Raw genomic sequence first — 17536 nt, forward strand, 5'->3', positions numbered from 1 at the left:
ATAATTATGGATATAACTACTGAGGATTTAAACCACGATGACCATCACACTCCGCACGGCTGGAAGAGGTGGCTGTTTTCTACTAATCACAAGGATATCGGCATTATGTATATCATATTTGCCATATTTGCCGGAATTGTCGGCGGGTTGTTTTCGCTGCTGTTTAGGCTAGAACTTGCAATGCCAGGTGGTACTTTCCTAAATCATGATTTCCAGCTATATAATGTGCTGATTACTGCCCATGCGGTGATTATGGTGTTTTTCATGATTATGCCGGCTTTGTTCGGTGGTTTCGGTAATTACTTTGTACCTTTACTAATAGGTGCTCCCGATATGGCATTCCCACGCCTCAACAATATCAGTTTCTGGCTGCTAGTTCCAGCTTTCATCCTACTTATGGGGTCAGCTTTTGTTGATGGCGGACCAGGAACAGGCTGGACGCTCTACCCTCCTTTAAGTAGTATAAGCGGACATCCAGGAGCAGCGGTTGATATGGCTATTTTCAGTCTGCATTTAACAGGACTTTCATCAATACTTGGCTCAATCAACTTAATCGTTACTATCTTTAATATGAGAGCACCCGGGATGGGACTATTCAAAATGCCATTATTTGTCTGGTCTATTTTAGTTACTGCATTCTTGATAATTTTAGCTATGCCAGTGCTTGGCGGAGCTATTACTATGTTACTTACCGATCGTAATTTCGGTACTACTTTCTTTAAAACTGATGGTGGTGGTGATCCAGTATTATTTCAGCACTTATTTTGGTTTTTTGGTCACCCTGAAGTATATATCGTAATACTTCCAGGTTTTGGTATTGTAAGCCAAGTTATCTCTACTTTCTCACGTAAACCAATATTTGGCTATCAAGGCATGGTCGGAGCTATGGTAATAATCGGCTTTGTCGGGTTTATTGTATGGGCTCACCATATGTTTACAGTTGGACTTTCTTACAACGCACTTATATATTTCACTGCCGGCACAATGATTATCGCAATTCCAACAGGTATCAAAATATTTAGCTGGATCGCAACTATGTGGGGTGGTTCAATTACTTTCCCAACACCTATGCTATTCTCTATAGGATTTATTATATTATTCACGATTGGTGGTGTAACTGGCATAATCTTATCAAACTCGGCACTTGATAGAGTTCTACACGATACATATTATGTTGTGGCACATTTCCATTATACGATGTCGCTCGGTGCTTTATTTACGGCATTTGCTGGCTTTTACTATTGGTTCGGTAAAATATCAGGCAAGCAATATCCTGAGATCTTAGGCAAAATCCATTTCTGGATTACTTTTGTCGGTGTTAATCTAACTTTCTTTCCGCAACATTTCTTAGGGCTTGCAGGTATGCCAAGAAGAATACCAGACTACCCTGCAGCTTTTGCCGGTTGGAATATGGTTTCATCGATAGGGGCAGGGATTTCTATGGCAGCTGCTTTATATTTCGTGTTTATCGTTTTCTATACGTTGAAATATGGCAAAGACTGTCTAAATAACCCTTGGGGTGATGGAGCTGATACGCTTGAGTGGACACTTACCTCCCCTCCTCCATTTCATACATTTGAAACACCACCGCATATTGAGGAATAATTTATGATTCTCAGAAGATTTTTTGTTTTCCTGATTGATAAAATTATAATTGGAATATTGCTATCATTGACTATAGCATTTGTAAAAGACACTATAATAGAAATTGCTTTATTTTTTATTATTTCAGGATTTTATTTTTCTTACCTAGAATCTTCAAAAATACAAGCCTCTATTGGGAAAAAATTACTAGATTTAAAAGTAGTTCATCAAAATGGAACTACTCTTAAAGGTAGTGAAGCATTTATTAGATTTATCACTTTTTATGTGATTAAAACAGTTAAAAGTAAAGCATGTGGGAATATATTATCCACTAAAATATGAAATTAACCTCCTTGAAATATTAAATATTCATCATGAAATAAAATATTGTGCTTATAATTATAATGATGAATTAGTTTTAGGGAGTTTTAAAACTTTAGAACCGATAAATAATGATTTCTATAAACCAGAATTGATAATTGTTCCAGGTCTGGCATTTAGTAAAGATGGCTATAGACTTGGTTACGGTAAAGGACATTTTGATCGATACCTAAATAATAATAAAGATATATTAACTGTCGGTGTTTGTTTAAAAAAACAAGTTATAGATAACTTTCCTGTTGAATTACATGATCAGAAACTTAATTTTATTATTGCTATATGAAAAACATGAATAGAAAACCTATAATAGGAATTACTCCTGATTTAGCTCAAAATTGTGAAAAATATACTTATGCCGCCTTTCCTTGGTATGCATTACGTAAGAATTATACCGATGCAATAATTGAAGCTGGCGGCGTCCCTATGTTACTGCCATACCAAGCTGAAACAATAGATCATCTCATGGATTTTATTGATGGTGTTATATTACCTGGCGGTGATGAAGATATACACCCTAAATTTTATGAGCCTGAATATGCTGAAGATGTAGTAATTTCTAATGAAGAGCGTGATAATTTTGAAATATTAATTTTAAAGAAATCGTTAGAAAAAAATATACCTGTTTTAGGAATATGCCGAGGAATGCAACTAATAAATGTTGTTCTAGGCGGCACTCTTATTAAGCATATTCCAGATTATATTGAAGAGACAAAACAGCCTATAATCATAAACCATACACAGCCTCATCCTAAAAATATAGTCTCGCATGCAATTAGTATAAAGCCAAATACTAAGCTTGCTAAAATGGCAAATAATAAGCTGAGCACAATGGTTAACTCAACTCACCATCAAGCCATTAAACAAATTGGTAATAATCTTATTATATCAGCAAAAGCAGAAGACGGTATTATAGAAGCAATAGAATCAACAAACCATAAATTTCTTATCGGCGTACAGTGGCATCCTGAATATGTCAATGATAATGGCATAGACCTAATTCTATTCAAAGAGCTAATAAAAGCTAGTAGTAGTATATTGTAAATTGTCTTTTTCCATTATAAAAGTATCTCATATATATACTGAGATGTAGGAGTATTTATAAGTACTTTTATCTGCATAACAATAACTCTAAGTTAATAAAACTGAAGTTTTGACAAAATCCTTTCCATAAGGAGGGAAAGTTCTATAATTAATTAAGCCAGATATAATCAATTTTTAATCTCTCAGGGTTTAATTCCCCGAAGCTCTGCTTCGTGATATCATAAGAAACAACTAAAACTTTTTTAGATACCTCGTAGCTCTGCTGCGAGGAGCATCATTAAATATAGATATATCATGGCTCATTTAACGATAGATGAAAGATTTAAAATATACGAAATGAATAAGAGTGGTTATAGCTCGCGATATATAGGGACAAAGATTGGCCGTGATAAAAGCACTATATGTTATGAACTCAAGAGAATGAGGCATAATTATAGACCAGATAGGGCTCACACACTTGCTTGCAGTTTAAGGCAAGGTAAGAGAAAAAGAAAATTAGATATTGATAATAATTTACGAGCAGAAATAATAAAGCAGTTAACACAGGGTATTTCACCAGATATAATTTCAGGTAGACGTAAACTATCACGAGATACTGTCAATATTTCTACAGAGAGTATATACCAGTTTATTTATACATCTCCTATAGCACAAAGGCAAAAATTATATTTATCTTTAGCAAGAAAAAGGAAAAATAGGTTGCATCATGGTACAAGAATCAGAAACAAAAGAATTACAATACCAAATCGAGTTTCCATTACTGAAAGACCAGAGATAAATAGAAAGATAGCAGCAATAGGTCATTTAGAAGGTGATTTAACTTTTAACAAAGGTAATCAAAGTCGTAATATAGGCGCTCTTGTGGATATCAGAACACAAAAAGTGTTTCTCACTTTAAACCGTTCAAAAAGAACACAAGATGTGATTGGTAACATGAATAAAAAACTTAAACAATTGTCGCATATAATCAAAAGCATAACGTTAGATAATGGCAAAGAATTTACCAATCATGAACAACTATTGCCAAAATCTGAACGAAAAGTATATTTTTGCAATCCTTATTCTCCATGGCAAAAACCATTGATAGAGAAGATTAACTCAATGGTGCACAGAGTATACTCTAAATCTTTAGATATAAAAAAATTAACAATAAAGCAATTACAAGAAATTGAGGATTTTTTAAATAATTTACCAAGAAAAGTGCTCGGTTATAAAACACCCAATGAGGTATGGGAAGAAAATATAAATCTGGCTTAATTAATACTGGAATTTACCATTCTACCAAGAGCTTTAGCAAGTTCATCATTTTGCTCTTGTAAATGATTTATTTGTTCTTGATATTCACTCAAAACTTTAGCTGGTTCAAAAGCTAATGCCGCATTACCTAAAAACTGTTTTTTCCAATTTTGAATTGTTTTAACACTTATTGCATATTTTGAAGCTAACTGACCAAGTGTCGACTCCTCTTTTATTAATTCTAATACTATCCCCGTTTTTTCTGAAGCACTGAAAATTTTTACTTTATTTTTCTTCATCTTTCCTCTTAAGTTTATTGCTATTTATTCTAACTTATTGCGGAAACACACTCCTTCATTTTTTTGTCCAATTTTTTCATGTATGGACCTCCTGTAGAATGCAAGAAAAAAATAACATCAATAATAAAAACAAACAAATGCAGTCATGTATCCGGCTTATAGCTGATAAATCAACCTAATTTATTCTACAGCCCTGATGGAATTCGCTGGCTTACAAACTATATACTTATCAGTCCATCGGCTTCTAAAAGAGCCACTGAAAAACGCAGTTTTTTTGTAAGCTAAGGTTTGTCTTATTTACCATCAATATTAATTATCTCAAGCATATTTCGGGTTGGAATCTCTTACATATTGTTTTGCTTTTACCTATTCATTATATAAATCACCATTTATTTTACTTATAAGTGCTATGCTACACACTCTTTAGCTACAAACTTTACTCTCTACATAATCATCTCCTGATCTTAGTACAGCAAACACCACTCTTGCCAACTTATTAGCTATGGCAACTGTCGTTTTATTATGGCTACTTCGCTCAGATAAATTAAACATCCATTTCGTAAATTGGCTAAAATCTTTTTTAGATTTCTGTTCTTCCGATGTAAATCTTATCTTGGCATTTAGTACAGCTCTAGCCCCTTGAATTAATAAAGTGCGTAAGTATACATCACCTCGCTTGCTAATTCCCAGCAGCTTATCCTTCCCACCACTTGAATGTTGTCTTGGCACTAATCCTAGCCATGCCGATAATTGCCTGCCATTCTCAAAACTTGTAGCATTACCTATTGATGCTATTAAAGCAGTAGCAGTAATTAAACCAAGACCAGGTATAGCTCTTAATCGTTGATATTGAGTTAGGTTACTTGCTATCATTGTTAATCGTTTTTCTATCTCTTTTATTTTTCTGTTATTATCTAAGAATTCTTCTTTTAGTTCACTAAATGTTTGATAACTTAACTGGCTTAATTTCCCTGCATCTAAAATCTCAATTAATTTTGTGATAACCTTATTAATGCCTTGAGGAACAATAAAACCAAACTCATGTAGTAGCCCCCTAATTTCATTAGCAAGTGCTGTACGATTTTTTACCAATCTCTCTCTTACCCTATGTATTGATAAAATTTCTTGTTGCTCTATAGTTTTAATTGCAACAAATCTCATATTAGGTCTTGTCACGGCTTCACATATCGCTTCAGCATCTGCTTGATCATTTTTATTAGTTTTAACATATGGTTTGACAAATTGCGGTGCCATTAGTTTTACTTCATGCCCTAATTTAGTTATTTCTCTTGCCCAATAACTAGAACCACCACAAGCTTCCATCCCTACTAAACATTGTGGTAAATTAGCCATAAATGTCAAAACCTGATCTCTCATCAATTTTTTCTTTAATACTGTCTTGCCATTTTTATCTACACCATGAATTTGAAAAATTCTTTTTGCAATATCTATACCAATTGTAGTAACCTCCATATGGACCTCCTTAATTGTTGTTTTAATCTCTCAGGGTTTAATTCCCCGAAGCTCTGCTTCGTGATATCATAAGAAACAACTAAAACTTTTTTAGATACCTCGTAGCTCTGCTGCGAGGAGCATCATTAACTGAAGTTTTGACAAAAATTCTAATTTTTCTGACTAAAGTAAAAATTTATATTTAAAGTTAAATATTTAGTGCTTTTATCAGCTTAAAAGCGATATTTCTACAATTTAAAGTAAATTATTTGATATATAATACAAATTATAGATTGATACACTCGCCACTTTTTTTAATAAAAATTTTTTGTCAAAACTTCAGATTTATTCTTGGCTAAATATTAATAACTTAGCCCCACTTTCCCATTTTAGCATTTCATCATATCTAGTATGCCAAACACGCATAATTTCTTTTTCATATTCTATAATTTGCTCTTCTAGACCTTTAAAACTTTCTACCATTTGTCTAGCTCTATATAATATTGTATCATTAGCAATATCAAAAACTTTTTTCAAATGCTTATCTTGTTCTGCTTTATAATTTAGATGGGCTGCTCTACCAAGTTCGGCATCTCTATCCATTTCTTCGCTTCTTATTTGTATTTCGAAGTTACGTTTAGAGTATTGAAGCTGCATTATACTATGAATAGATTGATAACCATTATTTTTCGGTCTACAAATATAATCTTTGGTATGCAATAATGATAGATGCGGGGAATCCTTTATTATATCAAGAGTGTTATAGCATTGATCCTTAGACTTAACAATAATTCTGCATGCAATTAAATCTTTCAATTCATGGACCGCCACCTCTTTTCTTTGCATTTTTTTAAGAACAGAGTAAGGTTCTTTAAGACGCATAAATATCTTGTTCTCTATATCGGCTTTATGCAAGTCCTCTTTAATTATATTCATTATAGGTAAATTCCAGTATTAATTAAGCCAGATTTATATTTTCTTCCCATACCTCATTGGGTGTTTTATAACCGAGCACTTTTCTTGGTAAATTATTTAAAAAATCCTCAATTTCTTGTAATTGCTTTATTGTTAATTTTTTTATATCTAAAGATTTAGAGTATACTCTGTGCACCATTGAGTTAATCTTCTCTATCAATGGTTTTTGCCATGGAGAATAAGGATTGCAAAAATATACTTTTCGTTCAGATTTTGGCAATAGTTGTTCATGATTGGTAAATTCTTTGCCATTATCTAACGTTATGCTTTTGATTATATGCGACAATTGTTTAAGTTTTTTATTCATGTTACCAATCACATCTTGTGTTCTTTTTGAACGGTTTAAAGTGAGAAACACTTTTTGTGTTCTGATATCCACAAGAGCGCCTATATTACGACTTTGATTACCTTTGTTAAAAGTTAAATCACCTTCTAAATGACCTATTGCTGCTATCTTTCTATTTATCTCTGGTCTTTCAGTAATGGAAACTCGATTTGGTATTGTAATTCTTTTGTTTCTGATTCTTGTACCATGATGCAACCTATTTTTCCTTTTTCTTGCTAAAGATAAATATAATTTTTGCCTTTGTGCTATAGGAGATGTATAAATAAACTGGTATATACTCTCTGTAGAAATATTGACAGTATCTCGTGATAGTTTACGTCTACCTGAAATTATATCTGGTGAAATACCCTGTGTTAACTGCTTTATTATTTCTGCTCGTAAATTATTATCAATATCTAATTTTCTTTTTCTCTTACCTTGCCTTAAACTGCAAGCAAGTGTGTTAGCCCTATCTGGTCTATAATTATGCCTCATTCTCTTGAGTTCATAACATGGTAAATTCCAGTATTAATTAAGCCAGATTTATATTTTCTTCCCATACCTCATTGGGTGTTTTATAACCGAGCACTTTTCTTGGTAAATTATTTAAAAAATCCTCAATTTCTTGTAATTGCTTTATTGTTAATTTTTTTATATCTAAAGATTTAGAGTATACTCTGTGCACCATTGAGTTAATCTTCTCTATCAATGGTTTTTGCCATGGAGAATAAGGATTGCAAAAATATACTTTTCGTTCAGATTTTGGCAATAGTTGTTCATGATTGGTAAATTCTTTGCCATTATCTAACGTTATGCTTTTGATTATATGCGACAATTGTTTAAGTTTTTTATTCATGTTACCAATCACATCTTGTGTTCTTTTTGAACGGTTTAAAGTGAGAAACACTTTTTGTGTTCTGATATCCACAAGAGCGCCTATATTACGACTTTGATTACCTTTGTTAAAAGTTAAATCACCTTCTAAATGACCTATTGCTGCTATCTTTCTATTTATCTCTGGTCTTTCAGTAATGGAAACTCGATTTGGTATTGTAATTCTTTTGTTTCTGATTCTTGTACCATGATGCAACCTATTTTTCCTTTTTCTTGCTAAAGATAAATATAATTTTTGCCTTTGTGCTATAGGAGATGTATAAATAAACTGGTATATACTCTCTGTAGAAATATTGACAGTATCTCGTGATAGTTTACGTCTACCTGAAATTATATCTGGTGAAATACCCTGTGTTAACTGCTTTATTATTTCTGCTCGTAAATTATTATCAATATCTAATTTTCTTTTTCTCTTACCTTGCCTTAAACTGCAAGCAAGTGTGTTAGCCCTATCTGGTCTATAATTATGCCTCATTCTCTTGAGTTCATAACATATAGTGCTTTTATCACGGCCAATCTTTGTCCCTATATATCGCGAGCTATAACCACTCTTATTCATTTCGTATATTTTAAATCTTTCATCTATCGTTAAATGAGCCATGATATATCTATATTTAAATGATGCTCCTCGCAGCAGAGCTACGAGGTATCTAAAAAAGTTTTAGTTGTTTCTTATGATATCACGAAGCAGAGCTTCGGGGAATTAAACCCTGAGAGATTAAAAATTGATTATATCTGGCTTAATTAATTATAGAACTTTCCATATCGCAAATCAAGCACTTTTCTCCCACTTACTAAATACTGAAGTTTTGACAAAATCCTTTCCATAAGGAGAAATGTATTCCAATTTTTTTATACTTTTGATGAACGAACATTAGAATTACCCATGACGAATATTAAAATTACCCATTTTTGAGTAAAAAATATTGTCTAAAGTGTTACATTATTATCCTCCGATTTTATAGTTAATTTTTTGCCTTTAGCTGTAGCGATTCTATAACTTTCAGTATTGAGTTCAAGAATTGAAGAATGGTGAACCAATCTGTCAATAACTGCTGACGTAGTCATTTCATCTTTAAAAATAGTATTCCATTTTGCAAAAACTAAATTGCTAGTAATTAATACACTACGCATTTCATAACGTTCAGCTAATAAGGTAAATAAAACATCAGTTTCTTCACGATTATATGGTACATATGATATATCATCAATTATCAATATTTCAAAATAATCGAATTTTTTAATAATTTGCTTAAGTTTTAAACTAAGCTTTGCTTCTAGTAATTGTTGAACCAAATTAGCTGCTGTTGTATATAATACACGTCTACCAGCAAGACACCACTCACGTGCTAAACCTATACTAAGATGACTTTGGCCAGTGCCAGGATTACCAAAAATAAGTATATTTTCATAGCGATCCATAAATTCTCCTTGTGCAAGATATTGGATCTTAGTTGGCGATAATCCTGGGATACGCTTAATATCAAAGTTGCTTAATAACTTATCTCGAGAGAGTTTTGCTTGCTTCAGCAATCTGGCAATACGTTGTTGTTGTCTATGTTCTAACTCACGTATGGCTAACTCCTGTAGATAATCTATATATGTTTTCTTTTCTTGCTCAAAGCTTTCTGCAACTGATTTATAGCACGATGCAAAAGTAGGTAAGCAAAGGTTCTTGAGTAAATTATTTAGCGGTTGCGGAGTTATTATCTGTTTACTCATGCAACCTCCATTGTTTTAAAGCAATGTAATTGATCATATTCAGACAGTATTGGTTGATTAATTTTTACTGAACAAACATATAATGGACTAATGGTATGGACCTCCTGATATAGAGAATGAAAAGCAGTTGCTAATCTTCTAGGGTTAATATTTAACATATTAAAACAACAATTAAGGAGGTCCATATGGAGGTTACTACAATTGGTATAGATATTGCAAAAAGAATTTTTCAAATTCATGGTGTAGATAAAAATGGCAAGACAGTATTAAAGAAAAAATTGATGAGAGATCAGGTTTTGACATTTATGGCTAATTTACCACAATGTTTAGTAGGGATGGAAGCTTGTGGTGGTTCTAGTTATTGGGCAAGAGAAATAACTAAATTAGGGCATGAAGTAAAACTAATGGCACCGCAATTTGTCAAACCATATGTTAAAACTAATAAAAATGATCAAGCAGATGCTGAAGCGATATGTGAAGCCGTGACAAGACCTAATATGAGATTTGTTGCAATTAAAACTATAGAGCAACAAGAAATTTTATCAATACATAGGGTAAGAGAGAGATTGGTAAAAAATCGTACAGCACTTGCTAATGAAATTAGGGGGCTACTACATGAGTTTGGTTTTATTGTTCCTCAAGGCATTAATAAGGTTATCACAAAATTAATTGAGATTTTAGATGCAGGGAAATTAAGCCAGTTAAGTTATCAAACATTTAGTGAACTAAAAGAAGAATTCTTAGATAATAACAGAAAAATAAAAGAGATAGAAAAACGATTAACAATGATAGCAAGTAACCTAACTCAATATCAACGATTAAGAGCTATACCTGGTCTTGGTTTAATTACTGCTACTGCTTTAATAGCATCAATAGGTAATGCTACAAGTTTTGAGAATGGCAGGCAATTATCGGCATGGCTAGGATTAGTGCCAAGACAACATTCAAGTGGTGGGAAGGATAAGCTGCTGGGAATTAGCAAGCGAGGTGATGTATACTTACGCACTTTATTAATTCAAGGGGCTAGAGCTGTACTAAATGCCAAGATAAGATTTACATCGGAAGAACAGAAATCTAAAAAAGATTTTAGCCAATTTACGAAATGGATGTTTAATTTATCTGAGCGAAGTAGCCATAATAAAACGACAGTTGCCATAGCTAATAAGTTGGCAAGAGTGGTGTTTGCTGTACTAAGATCAGGAGATGATTATGTAGAGAGTAAAGTTTGTAGCTAAAGAGTGTGTAGCATAGCACTTATAAGTAAAATAAATGGTGATTTATATAATGAATAGGTAAAAGCAAAACAATATGTAAGAGATTCCAACCCGAAATATGCTTGAGATAATTAATATTGATGGTAAATAAGACAAACCTTAGCTTACAAAAAAACTGCGTTTTTCAGTGGCTCTTTTAGAAGCCGATGGACTGATAAGTATATAGTTTGTAAGCCAGCGAATTCCATCAGGGCTGTAGAATAAATTAGGTTGATTTATCAGCTATAAGCCGGATACATGACTGCATTTGTTTGTTTTTATTATTGATGTTATTTTTTTCTTGCATTCTACAGGAGGTCCATACATGAAAAAATTGGACAAAAAAATGAAGGAGTGTGTTTCCGCAATAAGTTAGAATAAATAGCAATAAACTTAAGAGGAAAGATGAAGAAAAATAAAGTAAAAATTTTCAGTGCTTCAGAAAAAACGGGGATAGTATTAGAATTAATAAAAGAGGAGTCGACACTTGGTCAGTTAGCTTCAAAATATGCAATAAGTGTTAAAACAATTCAAAATTGGAAAAAACAGTTTTTAGGTAATGCGGCATTAGCTTTTGAACCAGCTAAAGTTTTGAGTGAATATCAAGAACAAATAAATCATTTACAAGAGCAAAATGATGAACTTGCTAAAGCTCTTGGTAGAATCACAGTTGAGAGGGACTGGGCCGTGGGAAAGCTCAAAAGCTTGGATTTATCAAATAAAAAGAGTCTTGTACACTCCAAGCTAAATCAACTCTCAAAATCAAGACAGTGTGAACTATTAAAGATTAGTCGATCTACAGCCTACTATAAATCCAAGGAGATGAGTATAAATAAATTAAGTATTTTAAATAGAATAGATGAAATATATACAGATAATCCTGAATTTGGTTATCGCTATATTCATCAACAGTTACTAGAAGATGGTTTTATTGTCGGTAAAGATCGAGTACTGAAATATATGAGGATGATGGGTATAGAAGCTATTTACCCACATAAGAAAAAATCTACTTCTCGAAACGATAGTGAGCATAAGATCTATAGCTACTTACTTGATCAATATTGGACTAAATCTGGCTCAACAAAGCAAGTGTATGTGCCTAATGTGAATGAGGTTTGGAGTGGTGACATTACTTACATTAGAACTAATGGTGGCTTTATGTATATGGCAGCTATTATAGATTGGCATAGCAAGGCCATATTGAGCTATAAACTGTCAAATTCTATGGATGCATCTCTTGTAACTGATGTCTTGAAACAAGCTCTCAGTAAGTATAACGCTCCACAGATATTTAATAGTGATCAAGGTAGCCAATATACCAGTTATGACCACATAAATATTCTCAAGGAGCATGATATCCAAATTTCAATGAATGGCAAAGGTAGAAGTATTGATAATATAGTAATAGAAAGGTTTTTTAGAACTTTAAAATATAATTGTATCTTTATTAATGATTTTAACAATGTTAAAGAGTTAAAAGATGGGATTGATCATTATCTGAATAAATATAATTATCACAGATTTCATTCAAGTATTGGTTATAAAAAGCCTATGAATGTATATCTGAATTATATGCAAAATTATCAGCAAATTGCTGCCTGATAATCGAAAAATTAGGAAAACATACTACTCATTTTTTTGTCTTGATTTTTCATGTATGGACCTCCTGTAGAATGCAAGAAAAAAATAACATCAATAATAAAAACAAACAAATGCAGTCATGTATCCGGCTTATAGCTGATAAATCAACCTAATTTATTCTACAGCCCTGATGGAATTCGCTGGCTTACAAACTATATACTTATCAGTCCATCGGCTTCTAAAAGAGCCACTGAAAAACGCAGTTTTTTTGTAAGCTAAGGTTTGTCTTATTTACCATCAATATTAATTATCTCAAGCATATTTCGGGTTGGAATCTCTTACATATTGTTTTGCTTTTACCTATTCATTATATAAATCACCATTTATTTTACTTATAAGTGCTATGCTACACACTCTTTAGCTACAAACTTTACTCTCTACATAATCATCTCCTGATCTTAGTACAGCAAACACCACTCTTGCCAACTTATTAGCTATGGCAACTGTCGTTTTATTATGGCTACTTCGCTCAGATAAATTAAACATCCATTTCGTAAATTGGCTAAAATCTTTTTTAGATTTCTGTTCTTCCGATGTAAATCTTATCTTGGCATTTAGTACAGCTCTAGCCCCTTGAATTAATAAAGTGCGTAAGTATACATCACCTCGCTTGCTAATTCCCAGCAGCTTATCCTTCCCACCACTTGAATGTTGTCTTGGCACTAATCCTAGCCATGCCGATAATTGCCTGCCATTCTCAAAACTTGTAGCATTACCTATTGATGCTATTAAAGCAGTAGCAGTAATTAAACCAAGACCAGGTATAGCTCTTAATCGTTGATATTGAGTTAGGTTACTTGCTATCATTGTTAATCGTTTTTCTATCTCTTTTATTTTTCTGTTATTATCTAAGAATTCTTCTTTTAGTTCACTAAATGTTTGATAACTTAACTGGCTTAATTTCCCTGCATCTAAAATCTCAATTAATTTTGTGATAACCTTATTAATGCCTTGAGGAACAATAAAACCAAACTCATGTAGTAGCCCCCTAATTTCATTAGCAAGTGCTGTACGATTTTTTACCAATCTCTCTCTTACCCTATGTATTCAGGAGTTTCGCACTTAGCAAAAAGTATGTTAATCTAGAGAAAAATAGTTTTAGATAAAAATGACAAGAACAAAATGTAGCAAGGACTTATATAAATCATTTTTACAAGCAAGTAGTGTCAGATATACTAGCAAGGCATTATCTGAAGTGAGTCCAGTAGATCTATCTCACGATAGTGCAAGTCGATGGTTAAAGAGTAAGGATTTTCGTCCTAGCGAAATCTATAAGGAAGTGTCAAAATATATAGATTGGGAAGCACCGTGTTTATTAGTGGGGGATGACACCTTATTATCAAAGCAATACAGTCAGAAGATTGAGCTTGTACGTTATCAATATTCTGGAGCTGTACATGATGTTATACCTGGTATAGGAATGGTAAACTTACTACATTACAATACTAAAATTGCTCAATCTACTCCCGTAGATTATAGAATATATGATAAAGACACTGATGGTAAAACAAAGAATGAGCATTTTTGTGATATGCTTACTTTAGCTAAAGAAAGAGGTCTCAATCCTGATGCCATAGTCATGGATGCTTGGTATAGCGGGTTGGAGAATTTAAAACATATACGTAATTTAGGCTGGCTATGGGTTACCACCCTAAGGAAAAATAGAAAAGTTAATCATAATGTTAGCTTGGAAAGTTTAGAGATACCCGATGAGGGGCTAAAAATTCACCTACGTGGATACGGTTGGGTTACGGTATTTAAGTTTGTGGCAAAGAATGGTCGCATTGATTACATAACAACGAACTTGGAAAATCCCACACGTGAGCAAATAGAGAAAATTGTTAAGGCACGTTGGTCTATAGAGGTTTATCATCGAGAATTAAAACAAACTTGTGGTATTGAACGCTGTCAGGCACGCACGGGCCGAGTCAAAGAAATCATATTTGCCTTGCAGTATTTGCCTGGCTTGATATGAATAAAAGGAGGATAAATGAAAACATTACTTTATATCAACAAACTTGGGAAGTTATAAAAACATCAATTCAAAACAATATCAGATGGCTTTTAACTGATTCGCAACTTTGCTAAGTGCGAAACTCCTGGTATTGATAAAATTTCTTGTTGCTCTATAGTTTTAATTGCAACAAATCTCATATTAGGTCTTGTCACGGCTTCACATATCGCTTCAGCATCTGCTTGATCATTTTTATTAGTTTTAACATATGGTTTGACAAATTGCGGTGCCATTAGTTTTACTTCATGCCCTAATTTAGTTATTTCTCTTGCCCAATAACTAGAACCACCACAAGCTTCCATCCCTACTAAACATTGTGGTAAATTAGCCATAAATGTCAAAACCTGATCTCTCATCAATTTTTTCTTTAATACTGTCTTGCCATTTTTATCTACACCATGAATTTGAAAAATTCTTTTTGCAATATCTATACCAATTGTAGTAACCTCCATATGGACCTCCTTAATTGTTGTTTTAATATGTTAAATATTAACCCTAGAAGATTAGCAACTGCTTTTCATTCTCTATATCAGGAGGTCCATACCATTAGTCCACTATCTAATACGTAAATACTTACGTGCCGTTTTTACACTCATACCTGCTTTTGCAGCAGAAATTATCTGATTATATTTTTTGATCTTTTGCATTAAAATACCTACTTGGTTATTTGTACATGTCATCAGTAATTCTCGAATAATATTTAAATATTTAAAAATAAATTTTTATTCGATTTTACTGTCCATAGTTACTTCTTTTTTATAGGTAATTTTAATGCCCCCCTACGGGGATAAAAAATCCCTAGCCTTCAGGCGAAGGGAAGATATAATGAAGTTGCTTTAGCAACGAATTTATAAAAAGATATGAGAAGTTATAGAAAAAATAGTCATAGCCAGTATGATTTAAAAGTACGTATTATATGGATACCAAAGTATAGAAAAAGAGCATTGGTAGGAAAAGTAGCTGAGAGAGTCAGGGATTTATTAAGACAAATTTGCATGGAACATGAAGCATATATAATTTCAGGTAAAGTATCTTGTGATCATGTTCATATATTTATTTCATACCGTCCTCAAGTGGCTTTAAGTAAGCTTGTACAATATCTAAAAGGGAGTAGCTCAAGAATATTATTGCAAGAATTTGCTCATTTAAGGAAACAATTTTGGGGTAATCATTTTTGGGCTAGAGGATATATGGCAGTGAGTTCAGGTAATATTACTTGTAATAGTTGAGATACCGTCTTGAGTGTCAACAACTTTTTCATTATTTTACCTCAATTTTATTTTACAGGGTTTTTATATTTGCACTAAAAGATGTTTTGTTATTAAGAACACCATAAATTATGTGAAGCAACTTACGCATAGCAGCAATCACTATAACCATTTTAGATTTTCCAACATTGCTCAAACGTTGACTAAAATCCTTAATAATCGGATTATGTTTTATAGCAACTATGGCAGGCATATAAAAAGCTTTACGTAAATTAGCATCTCCTGTTTTTGATATTTTTCCTATTCCATGGACAGAAGTGCCTGATTGTTTTGGCTTTGGGTTAAGACCAACAAACGCAGCTAGTTGTTTTGCAGAATTAAAATTTTCTACAACAAGAAAAGCAAGTATCACTCCTATTGTTTTTTCTCCTATACCAGGGATTGAATCAAGAAGTTTACTTTTATCATGTAAGTCTTTGTGTCCTTTAATATGATTAGAGATAAGTTCTTCTACTTCCTTAATTTGCTTATCCAGAAATTCAATATGAATCATAATGTTAATGGCAACTGCTTTACTTGCTCCGCTCAATCTATTATTTTCTTGATTTTTATTAGCAATCAAACTATCCAAGCGTCTTACCCATTGTTGTAATTCTTTAATATGTATAGGGGTTGGTTGCCAAAGATCAGGTTGCATAGCCTTGCAAAAAGAAGCTATCAATTCACAATCAGATTTGTCAGTTTTAACTCTTGAAAGCTTGCTCATTGCAAAGCCCTTGATGCGAGCTGGATTTACGACACTAACTTTAAATGTATTATCATAAAGATATTGAGCTAACCTAACTTCGTAACCACCTGTTGATTCCATACAAGCGTGAGCAGTATCTATTCCCTTTTTTTCTAACCATTGTTTTAGTGCAGCAAAGCCTTTTGCAGTATTATTAAACTTTTTGGTTTTGATTTTATTATCATTTAATAAAGCTACGTCAAATGTTGCTTTAGAAATATCTATACCCAAAATAATGCTACTCATATTTGACCTTCTATGTTAATAATAAGTAGAATACCCAAAGATCAACCTTGTAAATACAGGTTCATTGATTAATTTCAAGACCTAAGAATACCGTCCGATCTTTAATGAGTATGTGAAGACTAATTGTTTGATCTCAACTACAGGGTTACATAGCCCTAAGATTTAATACGGCATATTAGTCTTCTTACTTAAGTGCCCTTAAGTATCTTATAGTTGTTTACTAAAGACAATACTAAGATACAAGATTATATCTTACATTTAGTAAAATAAATTAATTATTAAATGGAGATAAAGAATGAACTTAAATCAAAAAATAATAAAACCAAAATTAGGGAAAGTTCTATAATTAATTAAGCCAGATATAATCAATTTTTAATCTCTCAGGGTTTAATTCCCCGAAGCTCTGCTTCGTGATATCATAAGAAACAACTAAAACTTTTTTAGATACCTCGTAGCTCTGCTGCGAGGAGCATCATTT

General features: G+C 32.6%; 14 protein-coding genes and 5 pseudogenes. 9 read left to right on the forward strand and 10 right to left on the reverse strand.

What is annotated here, in order from left to right:
- Nucleotides 1-6: 6 nt before the first annotated feature.
- The 5 genes and pseudogenes from ctaD (at nucleotide 7) to AAHI98_RS13095 (ending at nucleotide 4263) form a co-directional block, all read left to right on the forward strand.
- Complete coding sequence (gene ctaD, locus AAHI98_RS13075; protein ID WP_342224918.1) at nucleotides 7-1605, forward strand: cytochrome c oxidase subunit I; 1599 nt, start codon at nucleotides 7-9, stop codon at nucleotides 1603-1605.
- Nucleotides 1606-1608: 3 nt separating this feature from the next.
- On the forward strand, nucleotides 1609-1926 hold the full coding sequence (locus AAHI98_RS13080) for an RDD family protein (protein ID WP_342226055.1): 318 nt from the start codon (nucleotides 1609-1611) through the stop codon (nucleotides 1924-1926).
- Nucleotides 1874-2248 (forward strand): annotated as a pseudogene (locus AAHI98_RS13085) (5-formyltetrahydrofolate cyclo-ligase); the annotation flags it as partial. The gene AAHI98_RS13080 and the pseudogene AAHI98_RS13085, both read left to right, overlap by 53 nt.
- 5 nt (nucleotides 2249-2253) lie before the next feature.
- Nucleotides 2254-3006 carry a gamma-glutamyl-gamma-aminobutyrate hydrolase family protein gene (locus tag AAHI98_RS13090; RefSeq protein ID WP_342226219.1) on the forward strand — a complete coding sequence of 251 codons (753 nt, stop codon included), beginning with the start codon at nucleotides 2254-2256 and terminating at the stop codon, nucleotides 3004-3006.
- A gap of 294 nt (nucleotides 3007-3300) precedes the next feature.
- Nucleotides 3301-4263 (forward strand): IS30 family transposase, encoded by a 963-nt coding sequence (locus AAHI98_RS13095; protein ID WP_342225116.1) that lies wholly within the window; start codon nucleotides 3301-3303, stop codon nucleotides 4261-4263.
- On the opposite strand, the gene AAHI98_RS13100 is transcribed toward AAHI98_RS13095, so the two are convergent.
- From AAHI98_RS13100 to istB, 6 genes and pseudogenes are all read right to left on the reverse strand, one after another.
- The gene (locus tag AAHI98_RS13100; RefSeq protein ID WP_342226056.1) at nucleotides 4260-4541 is read right to left on the reverse strand and encodes a helix-turn-helix domain-containing protein; all 282 of its coding nucleotides are present in this window, start codon (nucleotides 4539-4541) and stop codon (nucleotides 4260-4262) included. The two genes, AAHI98_RS13095 and AAHI98_RS13100, sit on opposite strands and share 4 nt — an antisense overlap.
- 423 nt (nucleotides 4542-4964) lie before the next feature.
- Complete coding sequence (locus AAHI98_RS13105; protein ID WP_342224642.1) at nucleotides 4965-6014, reverse strand: IS110 family RNA-guided transposase; 1050 nt, start codon at nucleotides 6012-6014, stop codon at nucleotides 4965-4967.
- Between the two features lie 324 nt (nucleotides 6015-6338).
- Nucleotides 6339-6929: a nucleotidyltransferase family protein gene (locus AAHI98_RS13110; protein WP_342226057.1), complete on the reverse strand. Its 591-nt coding sequence runs from the start codon at nucleotides 6927-6929 to the stop codon at nucleotides 6339-6341.
- Between the two features lie 22 nt (nucleotides 6930-6951).
- Nucleotides 6952-7806, reverse strand: a pseudogene (locus AAHI98_RS13115) (IS30 family transposase); the annotation flags it as partial.
- A 19-nt stretch (nucleotides 7807-7825) separates the two neighbouring features.
- Nucleotides 7826-8788 (reverse strand): IS30 family transposase, encoded by a 963-nt coding sequence (locus AAHI98_RS13120; RefSeq protein WP_342224646.1) that lies wholly within the window; start codon nucleotides 8786-8788, stop codon nucleotides 7826-7828.
- Between the two features lie 329 nt (nucleotides 8789-9117).
- Complete coding sequence (gene istB / locus AAHI98_RS13125) at nucleotides 9118-9909, reverse strand: IS21-like element helper ATPase IstB (RefSeq protein ID WP_342226058.1); 792 nt, start codon at nucleotides 9907-9909, stop codon at nucleotides 9118-9120.
- Nucleotides 9910-10094: 185 nt separating this feature from the next.
- On the opposite strand from istB, the gene AAHI98_RS13130 reads away from it, so the two are divergent.
- Together AAHI98_RS13130 and AAHI98_RS13135 are read left to right on the forward strand one after the other, a co-directional pair.
- Nucleotides 10095-11144 carry an IS110 family RNA-guided transposase gene (locus AAHI98_RS13130; RefSeq protein ID WP_342224642.1) on the forward strand — a complete coding sequence of 350 codons (1050 nt, stop codon included), beginning with the start codon at nucleotides 10095-10097 and terminating at the stop codon, nucleotides 11142-11144.
- A 423-nt stretch (nucleotides 11145-11567) separates the two neighbouring features.
- On the forward strand, nucleotides 11568-12764 hold the full coding sequence (locus tag AAHI98_RS13135) for an IS3 family transposase (RefSeq protein WP_342224643.1): 1197 nt from the start codon (nucleotides 11568-11570) through the stop codon (nucleotides 12762-12764).
- Nucleotides 12765-13160: 396 nt separating this feature from the next.
- Here AAHI98_RS13135 and AAHI98_RS13140 read toward each other — a convergent pair whose 3' ends face one another.
- Nucleotides 13161-13850, reverse strand: a complete 690-nt coding sequence (locus tag AAHI98_RS13140; RefSeq protein WP_342226220.1) for an IS110 family RNA-guided transposase — start codon at nucleotides 13848-13850, stop codon at nucleotides 13161-13163.
- A 61-nt stretch (nucleotides 13851-13911) separates the two neighbouring features.
- Here AAHI98_RS13140 and AAHI98_RS13145 point away from each other — a divergent pair.
- Nucleotides 13912-14891: pseudogene (locus AAHI98_RS13145) on the forward strand (IS701 family transposase).
- A 15-nt stretch (nucleotides 14892-14906) separates the two neighbouring features.
- Here the strand turns inward: AAHI98_RS13145 and AAHI98_RS13150 are convergent.
- Nucleotides 14907-15269: pseudogene (locus AAHI98_RS13150) on the reverse strand (IS110 family transposase); the annotation flags it as partial.
- A 102-nt stretch (nucleotides 15270-15371) separates the two neighbouring features.
- Complete coding sequence (locus AAHI98_RS13155; protein ID WP_342224641.1) at nucleotides 15372-15497, reverse strand: hypothetical protein; 126 nt, start codon at nucleotides 15495-15497, stop codon at nucleotides 15372-15374.
- Nucleotides 15498-15677: 180 nt separating this feature from the next.
- Between AAHI98_RS13155 and tnpA the strand changes: the two are divergent.
- Nucleotides 15678-16034: pseudogene (gene tnpA, locus AAHI98_RS13160) on the forward strand (IS200/IS605 family transposase); the annotation flags it as partial.
- A gap of 64 nt (nucleotides 16035-16098) precedes the next feature.
- Here the strand turns inward: tnpA and AAHI98_RS13165 are convergent.
- Nucleotides 16099-17058, reverse strand: a complete 960-nt coding sequence (locus AAHI98_RS13165) for a transposase (protein ID WP_342224639.1) — start codon at nucleotides 17056-17058, stop codon at nucleotides 16099-16101.
- Nucleotides 17059-17536 lie beyond the last annotated feature (478 nt).

This window comes from Rickettsia endosymbiont of Urophora cardui (assembly GCF_964030725.1).
In the GTDB taxonomy this organism is placed as follows: domain Bacteria; phylum Pseudomonadota; class Alphaproteobacteria; order Rickettsiales; family Rickettsiaceae; genus Rickettsia.